This is a genomic window from Actinoplanes utahensis, from assembly GCF_016862455.1.
GTDB lineage: Bacteria > Actinomycetota > Actinomycetes > Mycobacteriales > Micromonosporaceae > Actinoplanes > Actinoplanes utahensis.
Window position 1 is genome coordinate 1 of the sequence record NZ_BOMZ01000034.1, and the last position, 20407, is coordinate 20407.

The window sequence follows — 20407 nt, forward strand, 5'->3', positions numbered from 1 at the left end:
AAGCCAGACGCCGCGAAGGCCGACGGCTCGAAGCCAGACGCCGCGAAGGCCGACGGCTCGAAGCCAGACGCCGCGAAGGCCGACGGCTCGAAGGCGGCCGGCGGGAAGAAGCGACGGTTCAGGCCGTTGCATGCGACCGGCCGGGCCGCCCGTGCGGTCGGCGCATGGGCGAAGGGGCCGAGCGGCCGGCTGGTGATTCCCGGGGTCCTGGTGGCGGGTCTGGTCGTGGGCGCCGGGACGGCAGGCGTCTATCTGGTGCCCAAGGCCCTGGAGGCCGCTCCCGCGCCCAGCGCCACGCCGAACTTCGGGAGTGCCCCGGTCTCGGTTCCCCCGCCGGTGTGGGGTTCAGCCGGTGCGCCCGGTGCGCCCGGTGCGCCGGGTCTCGGGGTGAGCGGCCCGCCGAGCTACCCGGTTCCGGGCGCGACCATCGGCGGCGGGCTGCCCGGCGTGACCACCGGGACCGGACTGCCGGGCGTCACCCAGCCGGCCACGACCGGCATCCGGCCGGCCGACGCTCTGGCCTCCTGGGCTTCGCAGGTCGGGACGCAGGTCGGGATCCCGGTCGTCGCCGTGCAGGCTTACGGGTACGCCGAGCTGGTGACCGCGCGGACCACCCCGGGCTGCCACCTGAACTGGACCACGCTGGCCGCGATCGGGCAGGTGGAGTCGGCGCACGGCAGCCACAACGGCGCGGTGCTGGGCGCCGACGGGGTGGCCGAGCCGAAGATCTACGGGCTGCCGCTGGACGGCCGGGGCGGGCGGCAGCTGATCGCCGACACCGACCGGGGCGTGCTGGATCAGGACACCACCTACGACCGGGCGATCGGGCCGATGCAGTTCATTCCGGCGACCTGGCAGGAGTCGGCGATCGACGCCGACCGGAACGGTGTCACCGACCCGAACGACATCGACGATGCCGCGATGACCGCCGCGGCGTACCTGTGCAAGGGTGGCCGCGACCTGGCCAGGGCGGATTCCTGGTGGGACGCGATCCTGTCGTACAACGCGGTCCGCCCGTACGCGGAGAAGGTCTTCACCACCGCCGACGAGTACGGCAGACGCAGCCAGTGAGGCGGACCCGCCGCGACGCTGCGTGAGCGCCGGCGTACTTTTGCGTGGCGAGCACTTCCCTCAAGGTCTCACAAACGGCACGATGTACCCGTGAGGGTGCGTGAATGGGATCCCCGCTCCGCGTCCACGGCCGAGGTCAACTCGCTCGTGGAGACAGTCAACGCGGTCCTGGCGGCTGATCTCCCCGATGATCCACCCTGGCGGGACGTGCAGGTCCGGGAGTACCTCGCCGAGACCATGCCCGGCGAGCGGCGGATCACCTGGGTGGCCGAGGACGACCGTCTCCCGGAGGGGCAGAGCCAGATCTTCGCCCACGTCAACATCCTGCTGCTCGGCGACATCGGTGTGCTCGAGGTCGTGGTCCGGCCCGGGTTGCGGCGTCGTGGGCTGGGCCGGCAGTTGGTGGCGATGGCCGCCCGCCGGGCGTACCTGGAGGGTTTCTCCTCGATCGGGGTGGAGGCGATCGGCGGCACTTCGGCGATTCCGTTCTACGAGTCGCTGGGTTTCGAGCGGGAGTACGTGGAGACCCGCAGCGTGCTCAACCTGGAGTCGGTGGACTGGCTGGCGCTGGGCGGCATGGCCAGCGGCATCAGCCCCGGCTATCGGATCGAGTACTACCCGGGTGGCCCGCCGGATCGCCTGCTCAGCGCCTATGCACAGGCCAAGGCGGAGGCGCAGCGTGACGACGACGATCTGGATCTGGCGCCGCGTTCGTCCGATCCGCAGCGGCTTCGCGACTCGTTGGAGACGCTGCACAAGCGCGGGCTGAAACCTTACATAGTCCTGGCCATCCACGAGTCGACCGGCGCCGTGGCCGGCTTGACCGAGGTGGTCGTCCCGGCGCAGCACCCGGAACGCGCCGATCAGTACGACACGATCGTCGTCCGGGAGCACCGGGGTTACGGCATCGACCGGGCGATCAAGGCGCGGATGCTGTTCGAGTTGCGGGCCGCCGAGCCGACGCTGCGTCAGGTGCAGACGTGGAACGCCCAGCACAACGAGTCGATGCTGAAGGTGAACGCCGAGCTGGGCTACCAGTCCGACCGCGACTGGTACGAGTACATCGCCGACGTCACCCAGCTGGTCCAGCGCTTCGAGATGATCTAGGGCAACCCCGGCCGGTACTCCCGGCTGTCTCACCGTGGTCGAGTCAGCAGTGACGGCCAGCCCGTGAAGATCAGAACCGGCTGGCTGTCACGGCTGTCTCAGGTGCGCTGAGACAACCGTGACGACCAGCCGGGGGAAGTGACCGGGACCACCGCATTCGGCCCGCAGCCCGCGCTGCGGCCCTGACCCCGGACCGCCTCGCGCGGACAGCCACGGGAGGTGTGGTCCGGCGCGGGGCGGCTCACGGCGTACCGCAACCGGATGTTGATCTTCAGTAGCGTTCGCGGAGGAGACCCGCGGCCTCCGTGGCCCAGTAGGTGAGGGTGATCTGGGCGCCGGCGCGTTTGAGGCTGGTCAGGGATTCCAGGATCGCGCGTTCGCGGTCGATCCAGCCGTTGGCGGCGGCGGCTTCGACCATGGAGTATTCGCCGGAGACCTGGTAGGCGGCGACCGGGACGGTGACGCGGTCACGGATGGCGGCGATGATGTCCAGGTAGGGCAGGCCGGGTTTGACCATGACGATGTCGGCGCCCTCGGCGATGTCCAGCTCGACCTCGCGCAGGGCCTCGCGGACGTTCGGCGGGTCCTGCTGGTACTGGCGGCGGTCGCCCTGCAGGGTCGACTCGACGGCTTCGCGGAACGGGCCGTAGAAGGCGCCGGCGTACTTCGCGGAGTAGGCGAGGATCGCGACGTCCTGGTGGCCGGCGGCATCGAGGGCCTTGCGGACGACACCGATCTGGCCGTCCATCATGCCGGACGGGCCGACCATGTGGGCGCCGGCTTCGGCCTGCGCGACCGCCATCTCGGCGTAGATCCTCAGGGTGGCGTCGTTGTCGACGGAACCGTCGGCGGCCAGCACACCGCAGTGGCCGTGCGAGGTGAACTCGTCGAGACAGAGGTCACCCATGATGACCGTCGCGTCGCCCAGTTCGGCTTTCAGGTCGCGGAGACCGACGTTGAGGATGCCGTCCGGGTCGAGGCCGGCCGATCCGGTCGCGTCCTTGTTGGCGTCGTCGGGAACACCGAACAACATCAGGCCGCCGACTCCGGCGCTGACCGCCTCGGCGGCGGCCTTGCGCAGCGAATCACGGGTGTGCTGGACGACGCCGGGCATCGAGCTGATCGGTTTCGGCTCGGTCAGACCCTCTTTGACGAAGAGCGGCAGAACCAGCTCGGACGGGGCGAGGCGGGTCTCCTCGACCAGGCGGCGGATGGCGGGTGTGCGCCGGAGACGGCGCGGGCGGATGTCGGGAAAGGACATCGGGCGCTCCTAAGCGACGGAAAAGCGACGGAAAAGGAGAAAGCGCGCCGACTGTACGGAGTCGGCGCGCTTCTCTAGGGAATCAGCGGAATCGCAGAGCCGTCGGGCCCTGGACCTTGGAGCCGCGGCGCTGCTTGGCCGGCATGGCGGCCAGTTTCTCGCGCAGCTCCAGCGCGTACTCGGCGAGCGCCTCGACCAGGTCGGGCACCGACGCGTTCTGCGGCTGGGTGTCGACGCGCAGACCGAACTCGACAGCGGTCTCGGCGGTCTTCGGGCCGATCACCGCGACGACCGTGCGGGCGTGCGGCTTGCCGGCGATGCCGACCAGGTTCCGGACCGTCGACGACGAGGTGAAGAGCACCGCGTCGAAGCCACCCGACTTGATGGCGTCGCGGATCTCGGCGGGCGGCGGGGCGGCACGGACGGTCCGGTACGCCGTCACGTCGTCCACCTCCCAGCCGCGCTCGATGAGCCCGGCCGCGAGGGTCTCGGTGGCGATGTCGGCGCGCGGCAGCAGCACCCGGCCCACCGGGTCGAGGATCTCGTCGTGCGGCGAGAACTCGGCCAGCAGGCCCTCGCTGGACTGCTCGCCGGCCGGGATCAGCTCGGGCTGGATGCCGAAGGCGCGGACCGCGTCGGCGGTGGCCTCACCGATGCAGGCGATCTTCACGCCGCCGAAGTGCCGGGCGTCGAGACCGTGCTCGCCGAACTTCTCCCAGACCGCGCGGACGGCGTTGACCGAGGTGAAGATGACCCAGGCGTACCGGCCGTCGACCAGGCCCTTGACGGCCCGCTCCATCTGCGCCGGGGTGCGCGGCGGCTCGACCGCGATGGTCGGCACCTCGCACGGGATCGCGCCGTAGGCCCGCAGCCGGGCGCTCATCGCGCCGGCCTGCTCCTTGGTCCGCGGAACGAGGACCTTCCAGCCGTACAGCGGCCGGTTCTCCCACCAGCTCAGGGTGTCGCGCTCGGCGACGTCGGAGCCGACGGTCAGGACGACCCGGCCGGTGAAGCCGAGCGCCGCAGCGACGAAGCTGTCGACGGTCGAGGTGGTGGTGTACTGCGTCTCGCCGGTGCCGTCGCCGGTCACGCCGACCGGCACGCCCGGCTCGACACCGGCGGCCAGCAGGCCGTCGCGGACCGCGGCGAGGTCGCCGGCGTCCACGGCGACCGCGAACGAGCCCTTCTGGGCGGCGGCGGCGAGCGCGTCGAAGTCCAGCGTGGTCACGTCGTCGACGTCGGCGGCGACCCGGACGCCCGGCAGCGGCACACCGGCGTACGCGGCGACGCCCTCGGCCTGGCCGATGCCGGGGATGACCTCGAAGTGCACCGCGGTCCGCGCGACCGACTGCACCTCCTTGACGACCGCGTCGTGGCCGAACGGGTCGCCGGCGACCAGGTGCACGGCCGAGAGGCCGGACTTGGCCGCGGAGAGCAGCACCTTGGCGACGTCGCCGGGCGCGCCCTCCGCCGGGCTGAACTGGGCGTCCTCCTTGGCGTCCGCACGGATCGCGCTGAGCAGGGTTTCGGGCACACCCCGGTCGTAGACCACCTGGTCGGCATCGGTCAGCGCCGCATACGCGCGGCGGGTCAGCAGCTCCGGGTCGCCGGGTCCGGCGCCGATGAACGCGATGCGTCCGGCTGGCTTACGGGCGGTGCGGGTGGTCATTCTGTGCTCCCCATCAGGGTATCGGCTCCGGCGTCGAGGAGATCGATGGCAAGCGCCTTGCCGATCTCCGCCGCGCCGGCGGGCGTTCCGGTGCGCGACAGTCGGATGGCTCGGACCCCATCCGGGCTGATCACCGCACCGCGCAGGTAAATCTCGTCACCGTCGTCGCCCTCGGCGATCTCGGCATGTGCCGCGACCGGGGCGGAGCACCCGGCCTCGAGCGTGGCAAGCATCGACCGTTCCGCCAGCACGGCGGCGCGGGTCGGTGCGTGATCGAGTGCGGCCAGCAGCTCGATCAGGTCGGTGTCACCGGCCCGGCACTCCACCGCCAGCGCGCCCTGAGCCGGGGCGGGCAGCATGAGCATCGGGTCGAGCGTCTCGGTGATCTCCGCGGACCGGCCGAGACGTGCCACGCCGGCCCGGGCCAGAACGACGGCGTCGAGATCGGCCTCGGGTCCGAGTACCCGGGCGATCCGCGAGTCGACGTTGCCCCGAATCGGCGTGACCTGCAACTCTAGGCCGAGAGCATGCAGTTGCGCGATTCGGCGCACCGCACCGGTGCCGATGACCGAGCCGGGCGGAAGCTCCGCCAGGGTCAGCCCGTCCCGGGCGATCAGGGCGTCCCGCGGGTCCTCCCGCGGCGGCACCGCGGCGATGTGCAGCAGCGGGTGCGCAGCGGTGGGGAGATCCTTGTACGAGTGGACGGCGAAGTCGATCTCCCCGGCCACCAGGGCGTCCCGCAGCGCGGAGACGAAGACACCCACGCCGAGCCGGGCGACCGGGGCATCGGAGCGGTCACCGGGCGTGACGATCCGGATCAGCTCGATCGGGCGGCCGGTGGCGGCGGTGAGGGCGTCGGCGACCATCTGCGACTGGGTGAGCGCCAGGGCGCTGCCGCGGGTGCCGAGGCGAAGAGTCGTCACGCGTTTCCCCCGATCTCCGGTACCGCGTTCGCGCTGGTGGCGAGCGGAACGTCCAGGTCGAACAGCTGGCGGAGCAGGGCCGCGTACTGATCGCCGCCGGGTTCGGCGGCGAGCTGGCGCACCCGCACGGTCGGTGAGTGCAGCAACTGCTGGACGACCCGGTGCAGGGTACGGGAAACATCGCCCCGCTGCTCCTCGGTGAACTCCGGCCGCCGGGAGATCAGCTTGCGCATCTCCGCCGCCACGACGTCCTCGGCCCGGGTCCGCAAGGCCGCCACCGTGGGTGCGATCTCCGCCCCGCGCAGCCAGGCGAGGAAGCTGTCCACCTCGCCGGCGACGATCTGCTCGACGGCGGCGGTCTCGGCCGCGACCGGGTGGGTGCGGCGGCTGGCGGCGAGGCTGTCGATGTCGATGACGACGATCCCGGGCAGGCCGGCCACGTCCGGCGCCACGTCCCGCGGCACGGCCAGGTCGAGGACGACCAGGTCATGGCCCACGTTCTCCAGGCGGGCGCGGGTCAGCACCGGCTCGGTGGAGGCGGTGGCGCAGACCACGATGTCGACCTCGCGCAGCACCTGCTCCAGGTCCTCGAACGGGACCGCGGTGGCGCCGTACAGCTCGGCGAGCCGGGCGGCCCGCTCGTGGCTGCGGTTGGTGATGCGCAGCGGACCGACCCCGCTGCGGGTCAGCGTCGCCACCGACAGGGCGCCCATCGCGCCGGCCCCGACGACGAGCGCCGAACGGCCGGACAGGTCGGTACCGAGATGCTCGGTGGCCAGGTCGAGAGCGGCGGTGACCACGCTCTGGCCGGCCTTGTCGATGCCGGTCTCGGCGTGCGCCCGCTTGCCGACGCGCAGGGTCTGCTGCATCAGCTCGTGCAGGAGCCGGCCGGCGGAGTCGACCTCGGTGGCCGCGTGGTACGCGTCGCGCAGTTGCCCGAGGATCTGCGCCTCACCGACGACCATCGAGTCGAGGCCGGACGACACCCGGAACGAGTGCTGGACCGCGGCCTCGCCGTAGTGCACGTACAGGTGGCCGGCGAGCTCGTTGGCGGGGATGCCGGAGTGCTCGGACAGCACGTTGCAGATGTCGCCGAGGCCGCCGTGGAACCCGCTGACCGCGGCGTAGACCTCGACCCGGTTGCAGGTGGAGACGACGACCGCCTCACCCACGTACGGCTGGGCGACGAGGCGTTGCAGCAGCTCGGGGACTTCGGGCCCGGAGATGGCGAGGCGTTCGAGGACCGCGACGTCGGCCGTGCGGTACGAGGCGCCGATGCTGAGGAGATTCACGACCCGACCGCCTCCTGATCGCTGTTTCCGGTCGCGGGGACGCGACCGCCCGGCAGCGCGGTCAGCGACGCCTTGCGGTGCTCGTGGAAGGAGAGGATCTGCAGCTCGATGGCGAGATCCACCTTGCGGACATCGACGTTGGACGGCACCGACAGGACCCCCGGGGCGAAGTTGAGGATGCTTGTCACACCCGCGGCCACCAGCGCGTCGGCGACCGACTGCGCGGTGCCGGGCGGAGTGGCTATGACACCGATCGCGATGGACTCCTCCGCCGCGACTCGCTGCAGATCGTCGATGTGCTGCACGGCGAGGCCGTTGATGTCCTCACCCACCTTCTTCGGATCGGCGTCGAAGAGCGCCACCACCCGGAATCCACGGCTGGCGAATCCGGCGTAACCGGCCAGCGCATGCCCGAGGTTGCCGACGCCGACCAGGCAGACCGCACGGTTCTTGTCGAGTCCGAGAATGTACTCGATCTGGTCGACCAGCAGGGCCACGTCGTAACCGACGCCACGGGTGCCGTAGGAGCCGAGGTGGGAGAGATCCTTGCGGAGCTTGGCCGAGTTGACCCCGGCGGCCGCGGCGAGGCCCTCGCTGGACACGGTCTCCGCGCCGGTCTCGGCGAGGTGGTGGAGGGCGCGCAGATACTCCGGAAGTCGCGCGATGGTCGCCTCCGGTAGATCCGGGAAGGCCGGGACGCCATCGGCTTCGCCGGGCGTGCTTCCGTGACGCTGCTGGCTCATCTGACTCCGTGCCGACGAGGCGGACCTGCGGTGAGCCCTGTCTGTGCGGTACCGGTGGAACCCTCGTGGGGTGGCTGTGGTAGCGGGGCTCGTCGGAGTCACAGAGTAGGCGCTTGTGAAGGCGTGCACAAATCGCGATCTTGTCGGGACAATTGGACAACATCGACTCGGTTGTGTTAGCCGAGCCGACTTGTCGAGTATTACCGCACCACCCCCGCCAGGGCCACATGGTTCAGAGTGACATGGCCGTCCTCACCGCTTCCACCAACGTGTCGGCGACCGGACGGCCGGATCGCCGCAGCCGCATCGGGTCGGTGAAACCGCCCGTGTACAGCACAGACTTGCCACCCACCGACTCGGCGGCGTCGGCATCGTCCAGGGAATCACCGATGAGCACCACATCTTGGCCATCCACCCCTATTTCCTCCAGGTGGGTGGCGAGGTGAGCGGCTTTGAAGCCGCCGCCCAGCTCGGCGCGCAGCCCGTCGATCCGGGTGAACAGGCCGGTCAGGCCGTATCCCTCGACGGCCGGAACCAGCTCGCTGTGGAACCACATGGACAACAGCGACTGGGTGCCGGGCCAGGTCTTGATGGCGGTCTGCGCGTCGGCGGCCAGCGAGATGCCGGTCAGCCCGACGCGGTAGGCGTCATGGAAGATCCGGTCCAGCCGGCCGAACTCCTCGTCGTCGATCGCCCGGCCGAGCATCTCGGCGTAGAACTCGGCGACCGGCCGCCGGAAGGCCCGCCGGTGCTCGTCCGCGCCGACGTCGCGGCCGCCGACCGCGGCGAAGGCGGTGTTCGTCGACGAGACCACCAGGTGCAGATCGTCGAGCAGGGTTCCGTTCCAGTCCCAGACCAGGTGCTTCGAAGTCACGAGGAGCGAGGCTACAGCCGCGGCGCACCGGGTGGCCGGGCCAGATCCCGCAGCAATCGATCCTCCTCGATACGCCAGTAGCCGTGTTCCGCGCCGTCCAGCAGCAGCACCGGCACCCGGTCGCCGTAGTCCCGCTCCAGCTCGATCGACGACTCGACGTCGACCTTCGCCCACTGGCCGGGGGCGATCCGGTCCAGCGTCTGCTCGGCCACCTCGCACAGGTGGCAGCCGTCCCGGCTGATCAGGGTGAGTCTCACAGGTCCCTCTTGCGGATCTTGCCGATCGCCGTACGCGGCAGCTCGGTCACCAACTCGACATCCGGCACCTTGAACCGGGCCAGCCGGGCCGCGCAGTGCACCTGCAACTCGGTCGGGCCGGGCGCCGGATCACCGGTCACCGTCACATAGGCGTACGGCCGCTGCCCGGTCGCCGGGTCCGGCACCCCGACCACGGCGGCCCCGGTCACCCGCGGGTGCGCCGACAGCACCCGCTCGATCTCGGCCGGGTAGACGTTGAAGCCGTTCACCAGGATCAGCTCGCCGATCCGGTCGACCAGGACCAGGTCGCCGTCGGAGTCGGCGTAGGCGATGTCACCGGTGGGCCACCAGCCGTCGGCGTCCGGGCCGTCCCGCCCGTCCGGCCAGTACCCGGAGAACAGGTTCGGCCCACGGACCACGATCTCGCCCGGGTCGGTGCCGGCCGACTCGGCGACCTCCAGGTCCTCGTCGACCGAGGCGGTGCCGTCGCGCCACAGCTCGGCGCCGTGCGCGGTCCGCAGCAGCAGCTCTACTCCGGGCAGCGGCCGGCCGATGGAGCCGCTCTTGTCCCGGTGGCTGACGGCGGTCGTGGTGAGCACCGGGGCGGTCTCGGTCAACCCGTACCCGATCAGGATGGCCCGCCCGGTCAACGACCGGAAGCGTGCCGCGACGCGCTCGTCCAGCGGCGCCGCGCCACACACCGCGGTCCGCACCCGGGCCAGGACCTCCGCGCGGGGGTGCGCGAGCCAGGCCTGGTACATCCCCGGCACGCCGACCGTGACGGTCACCGCGTGCCGCTCGATCAGGTCGAGGGTCTCGGTCGCGTCGAACCGCTCGGCCAGCACCCCGGTCGCCGCGTGATGCGCGACGCTGCCGAGCCCGGTGTTCAGCCCGTAGGCGTGGAAGAACGGCACGGCCAGCAGCACCACGTCGTCCGGCCCCACCACCGGCGGATCGATGCGGTCCAGCTGCTCATGGTTGGCGGCGAGCGCGGCGTGGGTGAGCATCGCGCCCTTCGGGCGCCCGCTCGTGCCCGAGGTGTAGAGCAGGACCGCGAGATCACTTCTGCGGGGTACGGGGTGAGCCGTCCCCTCCTGCTGCCCGATCTCGTCGACGACGAACGTCGCGCCGGAGTCCGTGATCGCGTGGTCCCGCTCGTCGGCGGTGTAGGCCGGACTGAGCGGCACCGCGACCCGCCCGGCACGCAGCACGCCGAAGTAGGCGACCACGAAGTCGACGGTGTTGCCGAGCACCAGCGCCACCCGGTCGCCGGGTGCGGTGCGGGAGGCGATCCAGGAGGCCGCCCCGGACACGCGCGTGTCCAGTTCCGCCCAGGTGACCGTGACGTCTCCGGCGATCAGCGCGGGCCGGCCGGGGCGGCGCGCGGCAGCCTCGGCGAGCGCGTCGCGGGCGGGTTCCTCCACGAGGCCCGAGTCTGGCACAGACCGCACCGGGCCGGGGTGGCGGACAGGCGGTCCGCCCGGAATGCGGCATCTTCACAGAAGATGACCTTGAGGGGACCCTGCCGCCTTCATCCGGTTCGCGGCTTTGTGCGTAGCGCACACGTTGTGCGACTCCGGGTGTCCGAACTCGGCAATACTTCCGCTCTGTGTAACGGGATCCACACCAACGGGTGAGGCCAACCGGCTATTTCAGCGGGTTGCCCCCACCCTTTTGTTGTGATTGACCGCTTTTTTGTTGTGAGTGACCCACCCTCATCCCGAGGAGGCCGCTGTGCGCCACAAAGCACGGAATCACGGTGAATTCACGTCTGGCGGGACGAATTCGCTGTCGTCGCAGGCCCGCCGGGTTGAGGAGGCGCAGTGACCCATGTGTACGCCGAGGACCCGTATGGCCGCGACGTCCTCTCGGCGCGGCTCGCACTCAACGAAGGCTTGAACGCTTTGCGCAACTCAGTGGACGGCCTGATCGTCAACGCGATCCGGGGCGACAGCCCGAAGCAGACCGGCAGCCGCCGGACGCCGAACGGGCCGCCCGCGGTCGCGTCGCCGCACACCGGCAACGGCAAGTTCGGCGGCGGCCGGGTAGGGCCGCCGCGGACCCCGTCCCAGCCGACCGCCGGCCAGCGTTCCAACATCGGCGAGGGCGAGACCGTCACCGGCGACCACACCGTGGTCGTGCCGACGCAGAGCACCACCGGCCCGCCGAGCGAGGCCAGCCCACCGAAGGCCAGGCCGGACCGGGGGGACCCGGCCGCCGAGGTGTGGGCGCTGGTCGAACGGGCCCAGGCCGGCGAGTCCGAGGCCTTCGGCCTGATCTACGACCGGTACGTGGACACGGTCTTCCGCTTCGTCTACTTCCGCGTCGGCAACCGGCAGCTCGCCGAGGACCTGACCTCGGACACCTTCCTGCGGGCGCTCAAGCGCATCGGCAGCTTCACCTGGCAGGGCCGTGACCTGGGCGCCTGGCTGGTCACCATCGCCCGCAACCTGGTCGCCGACCACTTCAAGTCCGGCCGCTACCGTCTCGAGGTGACCACCGGCGACGTGCTCGACGCCGACCGCGAGGACCGGGGCCCGGAGGGCAGCCCGGAGTCCGCGGTGGTCGACCACATCACCAACGTCGCCCTGCTCACCGCGGTCAAGCAGCTCAACCCGGAGCAGCAGGAATGCATCGTGCTCCGCTTCCTGCAGGGGTTCTCGGTGGCCGAGACCGCGCAGACCATGGGCAAGAACGAGGGCGCCATCAAGGCCCTGCAGTACCGGGCCGTCCGCGCATTGAACAGGCTGCTGCCGGACGGATTCCAATCTTGATCGGGGGACCTCACTTGTCGATCTCCGATACCCGATGGGAACGCCCGGCACCCGTAACCGGGGCCGCGTGTCGCGCGTTTGTCCGGATGCGACCCGGGGCCGTGAACCAGGACCCGGTCGCCGACGCCGGCCCGCAGGCCGGCGAGACAGTCACGAGCGAGGGGAGGTGCCCACGGTGAAGTTCGCATTCCCGAACTCCCGGAGTGCCGCGCGCTTCGCGGAACTGATCGACGACGCCGGCGGCGCCCGTCGGCACCACACCCGTGGACAGGCCGACGAGGAACTGAACCGGCTGGTCGCCATCGGCAACCGGCTCTCCGCGGCCAACCTCGGCGCACCGGTCGACTCCGAGTTCCGCGTCGGCCTGCGCGCCATGCTGATCGCGCAAGCTGAACGGGACGGCATCGGCCGGACCGCCGCCGAGGCCGATCCGGTCGTCGGGACCGACACCGCCCGGCGTCCGCTGTTCGGCCGTCGGATACGGGCCCGTGGGGCGATCGTGATCGGCGTCGCCGCCGGCGCGATGGCCGTCTCCGGGATCTCCGCGGCCAGCGAGAGCGCCTCGCCGGGAGACGCGCTGTACAGCGTCAAACGGCAGACCGAACGCGCCCAACTGGCGATAGCCGGATCCGACGTGACGCGGGGCGAGCTGTCGCTCGACTTCGCTCGGACCCGGCTCTCCGAAGCAATCACGATGCGGGGTGACGAACCCGAGTTCGCCCTGGTCCTGGACGACATGGACGCCGACACCCGGAAGGGTGCGAGGCTGCTGACCACGAAGGCGGTGTCCCAGCAGGACGCCAAGCCACTCGCCACGCTGGACGGCTTCGCCGCCGATCAGCGCCGGGTGCTCAACGCGGAACTGGAGAGCCTCTCCAGCGCCAACCGGGAGCGAGCCGCGGTGTCCCTGGACCTGCTGCAGGACGTAGGCAAACGCACCGAGTCGCTGCGGTCCGGCCTGGCCTGCGCCAAGGTCACGCCGAACGGCTCCGACGCCCTCGGGCCGAAACTGCGCGACTGCCGGGACGACGACGCCGCCGGCAGCGGCGCTCCGGACACGACGCCGCAGCCGCACAACGGCTCCGGCAAGACCGGCGCCAAGCAGGGCGGGCAGACGGCGACGCCGAAGCCCTCGAAGTCCGGGACCGGTGTGGCTCCCGGGACGACCGGGCAGGCGACGGTTCCGGGCGCGGGGACGGGCAAGACGACGACCGGACCGGCGAGCACGACGCCGGCCACCACCGGCGGGGCCACCCCGACGCCGACCGACACGGTCGGCACCTCGGATCTGACCCCGACGGAGGAAGAGGGCGGCGTGCTGGGCGGGGTGCTCAACGACCTCTTCTGAGGTCGCCTCCCGGACGGGAACGTGGCGAGGGGCGGTGCCGGAGTTCAACACTCCGGGGCCGCCCCTCAATCGTCACTATAGGACGGACGGGCCGCCCACCTGAAGCAGATTGGCACGCTTCCTCCGGTGGTGTGGAGTTCGGCCGCTATGCGTACCGCCACTCCACACGCCACGCTTCTTGCCGTATGTGGAGTGCGGCCGGTATGCGCGCCCCACTCCACACGCGGGGCCTAAGGCCCGAACGGGTCCGGTCGTTTCTCCAGCAGCTCGTGCAGCGTGGCCTGGATCGTCTCGCGGACCTGGTCGGCGAGGTTGTAGACGACGAGCGGGTCGTCGGCGTACTCGGTGAGGTGCGCGGTGGGGATCGGCGGGCAGAACTCGATCAGCCACTTGCTCGGCAGCGGCACCAGACCCAGCGGCCCCAGCCACGGGAAGGTCGGGGTGACCGGGAAGTACGGCACCCCGAGCAGCCGGGCCAGCGGCTTCAGGTCGGCCAGGATCGGATAGATCTCCTCGGCGCCGACGATCGCCACCGGCACGATCGGAGTACCGGTGCGCAGCGCCGCCGACACGAACCCGCCACGGCCGAACCGCTGGAGCTTGTAGCGGTCGGAGAACTTCTTCCCGATGCCCTTGAAACCCTCCGGGAACACTCCGACGAGGTGGCCGGAGTTCATCAGGCGCTCGGCGTCCGGGTTGCAGGCCACGGTGGCGCCGACGGCCCGGGCCAGCTCGCTCATCACCGGCATCCGGAAGACCAGGTCGGCGCCGAGCAGGCGCAGATGCCGCTCGTTCGGGTGCTTGTCGCGCAGCGCGACGGTGAGCATCAGGGCGTCCAGCGCGATCGTGCCGGAGTGGTTGCCGACCACCAGGCCGCTGCCGTCGGACGGGACGTTCTCTATACCGAACACCTCGGTGCGGAACCAGTCCCGGTAGAGGATCTTCAGCAGCGGGTGGAAGAACGTGTCGACCAGCTCGGGATCGAACCCGAACTCGTCGACCTCGTACTGCCCGGCCAGCCGCCGCCGCAGGAAGGCGAGGGTGTCGGCGACCCGCTGGTCCCAGACGTCGGCGTCGGTCTCGACCGTGGGCGGCTTCTCCGGGATCGGGCGCCGGCCGTTGACCCGCTGCACCGGCGGCGGCTCCGGCAGCCGGAAGTCGGCCTGCCCGGGCAGCATGTCGCCGCGGTACTCGTCCTGGCTCATGATGTCGCCCGGACCTTGCGGATGCCGTCGAGGATCGCGTTCTCCGCCGCGGCCAGACGGTCGGCGGTGAGCGTGGAACCCTCCGCGTGCGCCTGGATGAAATCCTCGAAGGCGGCGAGCGTGGTCCGCGGGGTGAAGCCGAACTCGTCGATCAGGCGGGTCGTGTCCACCACCCGACCGTGCACGAAGAGGTCGATCTGGTCCAGTCCGATCTGCTCGACGCCGAAGTGGCGGAGCAGGGCCGCGCCGGTGGAGAGCGCGGGCTCGGGCACCGGCAGCGAGATCCGGCCGGCCCGGCGGACCGCCTGGGAGAGCATCAGGATCCCGGAGCCGGCCACGTTGAAGGTGCCCGGATGGTCCTCGATCACCGAGCGGTGCAGGACCTCCAGCGCGTCCTCGACGTGCACGAACTGGAGCCGGGCGTCGCGGCCGAGCACGGTGGGCACCACCGGCTGGGAGAAGTACCTGGTCAGCGAGGTCTCGGCGGACGAGCTGATCATGGGGGCGAAGCGAAGGACGGTCGCCGCGACCTCGGGCCGGCGGCGGCGGAAACCCCTGACGTACCCCTCGATGTCGAGGATGTCGCGGGCGAACGAGCCGCGCGGGACCGCGCGGGGCTCGGTGTCCTCGGTGAAGACCGCCGGGTCACGGAAGGAGGCGCCGTAGGCGGCCGTGGACGAACGCACCACCAGCTTGCGCAGGGTGGACGTGCCCTGGGCGGCGGCCAGCACCTGCATGGTGCCGATGACGTTCTGTTCCTTCATGGCCGCACGTCCCTGCTGGGCGTCGGGCACGCTGGTGATGGCCAGGTGCACGACGGCCTCGGCGCCGAGGTCGACGATCGCCTCGGTGGCCGCGCGCGCGTCAGCCCGAATCCGTTCCACCCCGTCCAGCAGGCCCAGAAGGCCGACGGGCGGGTCATGCGGATCCAGGCCGACGACACGGTCGATCCGGGGATCTGCGGCAAGACGTGCAGCAACCCGGGCGCCGATATATCGGCTGACCCCGGTGACTACGACAACGCTGGGCGCGGCTGTCACGTTGTTGGGATCCTCAGGCCGGACGATCCGCCCGGCCGTGAATCACTTACCGAGACGACGACGCTGGACGCGGGTCTTGCGCAGCAGCTTGCGGTGCTTCTTCTTCGCCATACGCTTGCGGCGCTTCTTGACCACGGAGCCCATACGAAAGCCTCTCGAACCAGATGTCATGAACAGCACTGTGGTGGGGACCGGCAGAGCCGACCCGGCAACCAACCGGTCCAGCGTACCGGCCGCCCCCAGGAGGGCCAACAGGACCCCGGTCGTCAGGCGCTTTGTGAGAACGCCCCGCGCAGATACTCGTGTACCGCGTGCTCCGGCACCCGGAACGAGCGGCCGACCCGCACCGCGGTGAGGTCACCGCTGTGCACGAGCCGGTAGACGGTCATCTTGGAGACCCGCATGAGCGCGGCCACCTCGGCGACCGTCAGGAACCGCACCTCGGAGAGCCGCTCCTCGGCCTGGGCGGAAGTCTGGACTGCGGTCTGGGCTGGACCCGTCATCTCGTCGCACCGATCCTTTCGCAGGCACGATCCGCCGCGGCCGGAGGCTCCCGGACGCCGCGAGGACGACGTGCGTGTCATCAGAACGGTATCGATACGGCTGTGACCAACGCGATACGTTCCGTGAAATGCCCACAAAAAGTCAAGGGCGACACGCCGGATCTGTGACGGTTTCGACCGGTTACCTGCGTGAACTGACGGCTCGGGCCACGAAACCCACGTTCGCGGGCCGCTCGGCGAGGCGGCGCATCAGGTAGCCGTACCACTGCTCGCCGTACGGCAGGTAGATCCGCACCGTGTGCCCGCCGGCCGCCAGCCGGGCCTGCTCCTCCGGGCGGACCCCGTAGAGCATCTGGAACTCGTACTCGGAGGTGGAGCGGTCGAACCAGCGCGCCCGGTCCTCCCCGATCGCGATCAGCCGCGGGTCGTGGGTGGCCACCATCGGGTACCCCTCCCCCGCCATCAGGATGTTCAGGCAGCGCACGAACGACTTGTCCACGTCCAGGGCGGACTGGAAGGCCACCGACTCGGGCTCGGCGTACGCCCCCTTGCAGAGCCGCACCCGCGAGCCGGACGTGGCCAGCTCCCGGCAGTCCCCCTCGGTCCGGCGCAGGTACGCCTGCAGCACCGCCCCCGTCGACGGGAAGTCCTTGCGCAGGTCCATCAGCGCCTCGAGGGTCGCGTCGGTGCTGTGGTGATCCTCGGCGTCCAGGGTCACCGTGGTCCCGGCCGCGGCCGCCGCGGCGCAGACGGCGCGGGCGTGCTCGTACGCCAGCTTCTCGTCGATCCGCTGACCGAGGGCCGAGAGCTTCACGCTGACCTCGGCCGCCGGCGTCAGCCCGGCCTCCTTGAGCCGCCCGAGGATCGTGACGTACTCATCCCGGGTGGCCACCGCCTGCTCTATCGTCCGGGTGTCCTCACCCAGATGGTCGAGGCTGACGGTCAGGCCGTCGTCGGCCAGCTCGCGACTGACCCGCAGGACCTCGTCGGCGCCGCGGCCCGCAACGAAACGCTGCACGACACCCCGGCTGACGGGGACGGACTCGACCAGTCGCTCGAGCCGGGCGGACCCGGCCGCGGCGAGGAACAGGGAACGGAGCATGCGCCGAGCGTAACGTCCGGACATGCCCCGACCTGCTGAGGCAACACATACGTGCCCTGGGAGCCCACCTGCGGCTACCTTTGTCGGGTGAACTTCGATGCGTACGCTCGGACGGCGATCGACCTCGTCAACGCCGGTCTGGACGACCTCGCCGGGTTGCGGGCCCTGTTCTCCGGCGATCAGGCCTACATGCGTGATCAGGTCGCCGAAAAGGACCTCGCGGTCTTCCGCCGTGCCCAGCGCCGGCTGCGCGAGGTCTTCGAGCACGGCACCACCGGCCAGGACGCCGACGCCGTGCGGGAGCTGAACAGCCTCTTGGAGGCCTACCCGGTTCAGCCGCGCATCTCCGGGCACGACGCCAGCGACTGGCACATGCACGTCACCAGCCGGGGCGCGTCGGTGAGCGCGGAATACCTGGCCGGCGCCGTCTGGGGCCTCTCGGTGTGGCTCTGCGAGTTCGGCAGCGCCCGGTTCGGCATCTGCGCCGACGAGCGCTGCGGCAACGTCTACCTCGACACGTCGTCGAACAACTGCCGCCGGTTCTGCTCGGAGCGCTGCGCGACCCGCTCGCACGTGGCCGCGCACCGCGCCCGCAAACGCGCCGCGGGCAGCCTCACTCCCGCGTGACAGCCGGGCCGGGCGGCCTCACCCCTGCGTGACGGCCGGGCTCGGCTCGAGATGGCGCCGGGCGAACTCCAGCGCCTCCCGCAGGTCCGCCTCGCGGGCCGGGCGACTCGCCGCCTTCCGCGTGTTGATCTCCAATGCCACCGATCCGGTGAATCCACGGCCGGCCAGTGAGCGCAGCAGCTCCGCGCACGGCTGGTTGCCGCGGCCCGGCACCAGGTGCTCGTCGCGGCCCTCGCCGGTCCCGTCGCCCAGGTGCACGTGCCGGAGGCCGGCGCCCATCCGGTCGGCCATCTCCAGCGCGTCGATGCGGGACGCGGCGCAGTGCGACAGGTCCAGCGTGTAAGCGTCGAAGCCGATCTCGGTCGGGTCCCAGCCCGGGTTGTAGGGCACCACCCAGCGGCCGGCCATCTTGACCGGGAACATGTTCTCCACCGCGAAGGACAGGCCGGGATGCCGGTCCTGGATCTTGGCCAGGCCCTCGACGAAATTGCGCGCGTAGTCGCCCTGCCAGCGGAACGGTGGGTGCACCACCACGGTCGGCGCGCCGAGCGACTCGGCGAGCTGGGCGGCCCGGCTCAGCCGCTCCCACGGGTCTGAGCTCCACACCCGCTGGGTGACCAGCAGGCAGGGGGCGTGGACCGAGAGCACCGGCACGCCGTAATGATCGGCCAGGCCCTGGAGGGCCCCGGCGTCCTGGCTGACGGCGTCGGTCCAGACCATGACCTCGAGACCGTCGTAGCCGACCGTGGCCGCCATCTCGAACGCCGCCGCCGTCGGCTCCGGGAAGACCGAGGAGCTGGAGAGAAGCACGGGTACGCGGGAAGTCACGCCCTCCAGCGTAGCCACACGCCACCGGCCCGGATATATCAGCTCTAAACGGTCATGATCGACGGATGGGCGTACGCTGAGGCGGATGAGCCGCACGCGACCACCCCGGGAAACCGCGCTCGACTTCCCTCGGGAATGGATCGAATTCCTCGATCCCGCCGACGAGCAGCACCTTGTCCGGGCCGACCTGACCTGGCTGCTCTCCCGCTGGACCTGCGTTTTCGGCTCCGCCTGCCGGGGCATCCTGCCGGGCCGCGCCGAGGACGGCTGCTGCTCGCACGGCGCCTTCTTCACCGACGCCGACGACGAGAACCGGGTGAAGGCCGCGGCCGCCAAGCTGACCCCGGAGACCTGGCAGCACTACCGGCGCGGTTTCAAGAATTACACCGAGGTGGACACCGTCGACGGAACCCAACCCGCCCGGCGTACGGCCACCCGCGCGGCCGAGGGTCCCTGCGTCTTCCTGAACGAGGCGGATTTCCCGGCCGGCGGCGGCTGCGCCCTGCACGCCCAGGCGCTGCGGGACGGGGTGCACCCGCTCACCTACAAGCCGGACGTGTGCTGGCAGCTCCCGGTGCGCCGGGAGCAGGACTGGATCAAGCGCCCGGACGGCACGAAGCTGCTGCAGTCCACTGTCACCGAGTTCGACCGGCGGGGCTGGGGGCCGGGCGGTCACGACCTGGCCTGGTGGTGCACGTCGTCGCCGGAGGCCCACGTCGGGACCGAGCCGATGTACCTCTCCTACGCCGCGGAGCTGACCGCGCTGATCGGCGAGGCCGCGTACCGCAAGCTGGCCTCGCTCTGCGCGGCGCGGATCAAGTCCGGCCTGATCGCCGTGCACCCGGCCACCGCGCGCGCGACTGCCCCGACACGCCGCGGGGGCCGGGAGCCGGCCAGCCCGTGAGGGCACCGGATGGCCCGATCACGGGCGGACCATCCGGCCCTCACATAGTCCCATGCAAGGTGTACAGGGAGCAAGGGTGGATCAGGGCTCGAACTTGTAGCCCAGACCCCGCACCGTGACGATGTACCGGGGCGCCGACGGCTCCGGCTCGACCTTGGAGCGCAGCCGTTTCACGTGGACGTCCAGGGTCTTGGTGTCACCGACGTAATCGGCGCCCCAGACCCGGTCGATCAGCTGGCCGCGGGTGAGCACCCGGCCGGCGTTGCGCAACAGCAGCTCGAGCAGCTCGAACTCCTTGAGCGGAAGCTGCACGCCGGCGCCGTCGACGGTCACCACGTGCCGCTCGACGTCCATCCGGACCGGGCCGGCCGCCAGCGTCGGGGTGCTGACCTCGGCGGCCTCGGTGCCCTGGCGGCGGAGCACCGCACGGATCCGGGCGACCAGCTCACGCGGCGAGTACGGCTTGGTGACGTAGTCGTCCGCTCCGATCTCCAGACCGACGACCTTGTCGATCTCGCTGTCCCGGGCGGTGACCATGATGATCGGGACGGCCGAACGCTGCCGCAACTGGCGGCAGACCTCGGTGCCGGACATCTCCGGCAGCATGAGGTCGAGCAGCACGATGTCGGCGCCGGTCCGGTCGAACTGCGTCAGGGCGGAGGTCCCGGTCGCGGCGACCGACACCTCGAAACCCTCTTTGCGCAGCATGTACGACAGGGCGTCGGAGAACGACTCCTCGTCTTCGACCACGAGTACGCGGGCCAATGAAGTTCCTTCCGTCGTCGGCGGTGGGGCTGGTGAGCCGTCGGCCGCAGGGGTGGCGCCGGGTGTGGATCTCAACCGCGGTACGCGCCGGGGATCCACACGCCGGTCCGGGTC

Annotated in this window: 21 protein-coding genes; 6 read left to right on the top strand and 15 right to left on the bottom strand. The window is 71.0% G+C overall.

Annotated elements, in window-relative coordinates; translation table 11 throughout:
* Positions 1-1071: lytic transglycosylase domain-containing protein (locus Aut01nite_RS11305; RefSeq protein WP_204037511.1), on the top strand; the 1071-nt coding region annotated here is incomplete at its 5' end.
* 90 nt (positions 1072-1161) lie between these two features.
* Positions 1162-2178: a GNAT family N-acetyltransferase gene (locus tag Aut01nite_RS11310; protein ID WP_043533264.1), complete on the top strand. Its 1017-nt coding sequence runs from the start codon at positions 1162-1164 to the stop codon at positions 2176-2178.
* A 271-nt stretch (positions 2179-2449) separates the two neighbouring features.
* On the opposite strand, the gene hemB is transcribed toward Aut01nite_RS11310, so the two are convergent.
* From hemB to Aut01nite_RS11350, 8 genes are all read right to left on the bottom strand, one after another.
* Positions 2450-3439 carry a porphobilinogen synthase gene (gene hemB, locus Aut01nite_RS11315; protein WP_043533263.1) on the bottom strand — a complete coding sequence of 330 codons (990 nt, stop codon included), beginning with the start codon at positions 3437-3439 and terminating at the stop codon, positions 2450-2452.
* Between the two features lie 82 nt (positions 3440-3521).
* A complete protein-coding gene (locus Aut01nite_RS11320; protein WP_043533262.1) occupies positions 3522-5108 on the bottom strand; it encodes a bifunctional uroporphyrinogen-III C-methyltransferase/uroporphyrinogen-III synthase in 1587 nt (528 codons plus the stop codon).
* A complete protein-coding gene (gene hemC, locus Aut01nite_RS11325; RefSeq protein WP_043533261.1) occupies positions 5105-6031 on the bottom strand; it encodes a hydroxymethylbilane synthase in 927 nt (308 codons plus the stop codon). The genes Aut01nite_RS11320 and hemC overlap by 4 nt, the downstream gene beginning before the upstream one ends.
* Positions 6028-7323 carry a glutamyl-tRNA reductase gene (locus Aut01nite_RS11330; protein ID WP_043533260.1) on the bottom strand — a complete coding sequence of 432 codons (1296 nt, stop codon included), beginning with the start codon at positions 7321-7323 and terminating at the stop codon, positions 6028-6030. Before Aut01nite_RS11330 ends, hemC begins: the two co-directional genes overlap by 4 nt.
* Complete coding sequence (locus Aut01nite_RS11335; RefSeq protein ID WP_043533259.1) at positions 7320-8066, bottom strand: redox-sensing transcriptional repressor Rex; 747 nt, start codon at positions 8064-8066, stop codon at positions 7320-7322. Before Aut01nite_RS11335 ends, Aut01nite_RS11330 begins: the two co-directional genes overlap by 4 nt.
* A 232-nt stretch (positions 8067-8298) precedes the next feature.
* Positions 8299-8940: an HAD family hydrolase gene (locus tag Aut01nite_RS11340; RefSeq protein WP_043533258.1), complete on the bottom strand. Its 642-nt coding sequence runs from the start codon at positions 8938-8940 to the stop codon at positions 8299-8301.
* Positions 8941-8951: 11 nt separating this feature from the next.
* A complete protein-coding gene (locus tag Aut01nite_RS11345; protein ID WP_043533257.1) occupies positions 8952-9197 on the bottom strand; it encodes a glutaredoxin family protein in 246 nt (81 codons plus the stop codon).
* Positions 9194-10621, bottom strand: coding sequence for a class I adenylate-forming enzyme family protein (locus tag Aut01nite_RS11350; protein ID WP_084000113.1), 1428 nt, complete (start codon positions 10619-10621; stop codon positions 9194-9196). The genes Aut01nite_RS11345 and Aut01nite_RS11350 overlap by 4 nt, the downstream gene beginning before the upstream one ends.
* A gap of 399 nt (positions 10622-11020) precedes the next feature.
* Between Aut01nite_RS11350 and Aut01nite_RS11355 the strand changes: the two genes are divergently transcribed.
* The gene (locus Aut01nite_RS11355) at positions 11021-11971 is read left to right on the top strand and encodes an ECF subfamily RNA polymerase sigma factor, BldN family (RefSeq protein WP_043533255.1); all 951 of its coding nucleotides are present in this window, start codon (positions 11021-11023) and stop codon (positions 11969-11971) included.
* 175 nt (positions 11972-12146) lie between these two features.
* Positions 12147-13319 (top strand): DUF5667 domain-containing protein, encoded by a 1173-nt coding sequence (locus tag Aut01nite_RS11360; RefSeq protein ID WP_236643191.1) that lies wholly within the window; start codon positions 12147-12149, stop codon positions 13317-13319.
* Positions 13320-13549: 230 nt separating this feature from the next.
* On the opposite strand, the gene Aut01nite_RS11365 is transcribed toward Aut01nite_RS11360, so the two are convergent.
* The 5 genes from Aut01nite_RS11365 to Aut01nite_RS11385 form a co-directional block, all read right to left on the bottom strand.
* Positions 13550-14524, bottom strand: a complete 975-nt coding sequence (locus Aut01nite_RS11365; RefSeq protein ID WP_084000111.1) for a lysophospholipid acyltransferase family protein — start codon at positions 14522-14524, stop codon at positions 13550-13552.
* Entirely contained in the window at positions 14521-15591 is a 1071-nt protein-coding gene (locus Aut01nite_RS11370; RefSeq protein ID WP_373871472.1) for an NAD-dependent epimerase/dehydratase family protein, read from the bottom strand. Before Aut01nite_RS11370 ends, Aut01nite_RS11365 begins: the two co-directional genes overlap by 4 nt.
* 15 nt (positions 15592-15606) lie before the next feature.
* The gene (locus Aut01nite_RS11375; protein ID WP_425551442.1) at positions 15607-15735 is read right to left on the bottom strand and encodes a 30S ribosomal protein bS22; all 129 of its coding nucleotides are present in this window, start codon (positions 15733-15735) and stop codon (positions 15607-15609) included.
* A gap of 95 nt (positions 15736-15830) precedes the next feature.
* Positions 15831-16067 (bottom strand): helix-turn-helix domain-containing protein, encoded by a 237-nt coding sequence (locus Aut01nite_RS11380; RefSeq protein WP_043533252.1) that lies wholly within the window; start codon positions 16065-16067, stop codon positions 15831-15833.
* A gap of 181 nt (positions 16068-16248) precedes the next feature.
* The gene (locus tag Aut01nite_RS11385) at positions 16249-17169 is read right to left on the bottom strand and encodes a proline dehydrogenase family protein (protein ID WP_204037513.1); all 921 of its coding nucleotides are present in this window, start codon (positions 17167-17169) and stop codon (positions 16249-16251) included.
* An 87-nt stretch (positions 17170-17256) separates the two neighbouring features.
* On the opposite strand from Aut01nite_RS11385, the gene Aut01nite_RS11390 reads away from it, so the two are divergent.
* On the top strand, positions 17257-17796 hold the full coding sequence (locus tag Aut01nite_RS11390; protein WP_043533251.1) for a CGNR zinc finger domain-containing protein: 540 nt from the start codon (positions 17257-17259) through the stop codon (positions 17794-17796).
* An 18-nt stretch (positions 17797-17814) separates the two neighbouring features.
* Here the strand turns inward: Aut01nite_RS11390 and Aut01nite_RS11395 are convergent, their stop codons facing one another.
* Complete coding sequence (locus Aut01nite_RS11395; RefSeq protein ID WP_043533568.1) at positions 17815-18624, bottom strand: sugar phosphate isomerase/epimerase family protein; 810 nt, start codon at positions 18622-18624, stop codon at positions 17815-17817.
* Between the two features lie 85 nt (positions 18625-18709).
* Between Aut01nite_RS11395 and Aut01nite_RS11400 the strand changes: the two genes are divergently transcribed.
* A complete protein-coding gene (locus Aut01nite_RS11400; protein WP_043533250.1) occupies positions 18710-19528 on the top strand; it encodes a DUF3109 family protein in 819 nt (272 codons plus the stop codon).
* A gap of 81 nt (positions 19529-19609) precedes the next feature.
* Here the strand turns inward: Aut01nite_RS11400 and Aut01nite_RS11405 are convergent, their stop codons facing one another.
* Positions 19610-20293, bottom strand: coding sequence for a response regulator (locus tag Aut01nite_RS11405; protein ID WP_043533249.1), 684 nt, complete (start codon positions 20291-20293; stop codon positions 19610-19612).
* Positions 20294-20407: the final 114 nt, after the last annotated feature.

Bases quoted from the DNA above. Each gene is read 5' to 3' on its own strand.
- hemB (WP_043533263.1), bottom strand. From the start codon at position 3,439: ATGTCCTTTCCCGACATCCGCCCGCGCCGTCTCCGGCGCACACCCGCC.
- Aut01nite_RS11320 (WP_043533262.1), bottom strand. From the start codon at position 5,108: ATGACCACCCGCACCGCCCGTAAGCCAGCCGGACGCATCGCGTTCATC.
- Aut01nite_RS11335 (WP_043533259.1), bottom strand. From the start codon at position 8,066: ATGAGCCAGCAGCGTCACGGAAGCACGCCCGGCGAAGCCGATGGCGTC.
- Aut01nite_RS11365 (WP_084000111.1), bottom strand. From the start codon at position 14,524: ATGAGCCAGGACGAGTACCGCGGCGACATGCTGCCCGGGCAGGCCGAC.
- Aut01nite_RS11375 (WP_425551442.1), bottom strand. From the start codon at position 15,735: ATGACATCTGGTTCGAGAGGCTTTCGTATGGGCTCCGTGGTCAAGAAG.
- Aut01nite_RS11380 (WP_043533252.1), bottom strand. From the start codon at position 16,067: ATGACGGGTCCAGCCCAGACCGCAGTCCAGACTTCCGCCCAGGCCGAG.
- Aut01nite_RS11385 (WP_204037513.1), bottom strand. From the start codon at position 17,169: ATGCTCCGTTCCCTGTTCCTCGCCGCGGCCGGGTCCGCCCGGCTCGAG.
- Aut01nite_RS11400 (WP_043533250.1), top strand. From the start codon at position 18,710: ATGAGCCGCACGCGACCACCCCGGGAAACCGCGCTCGACTTCCCTCGG.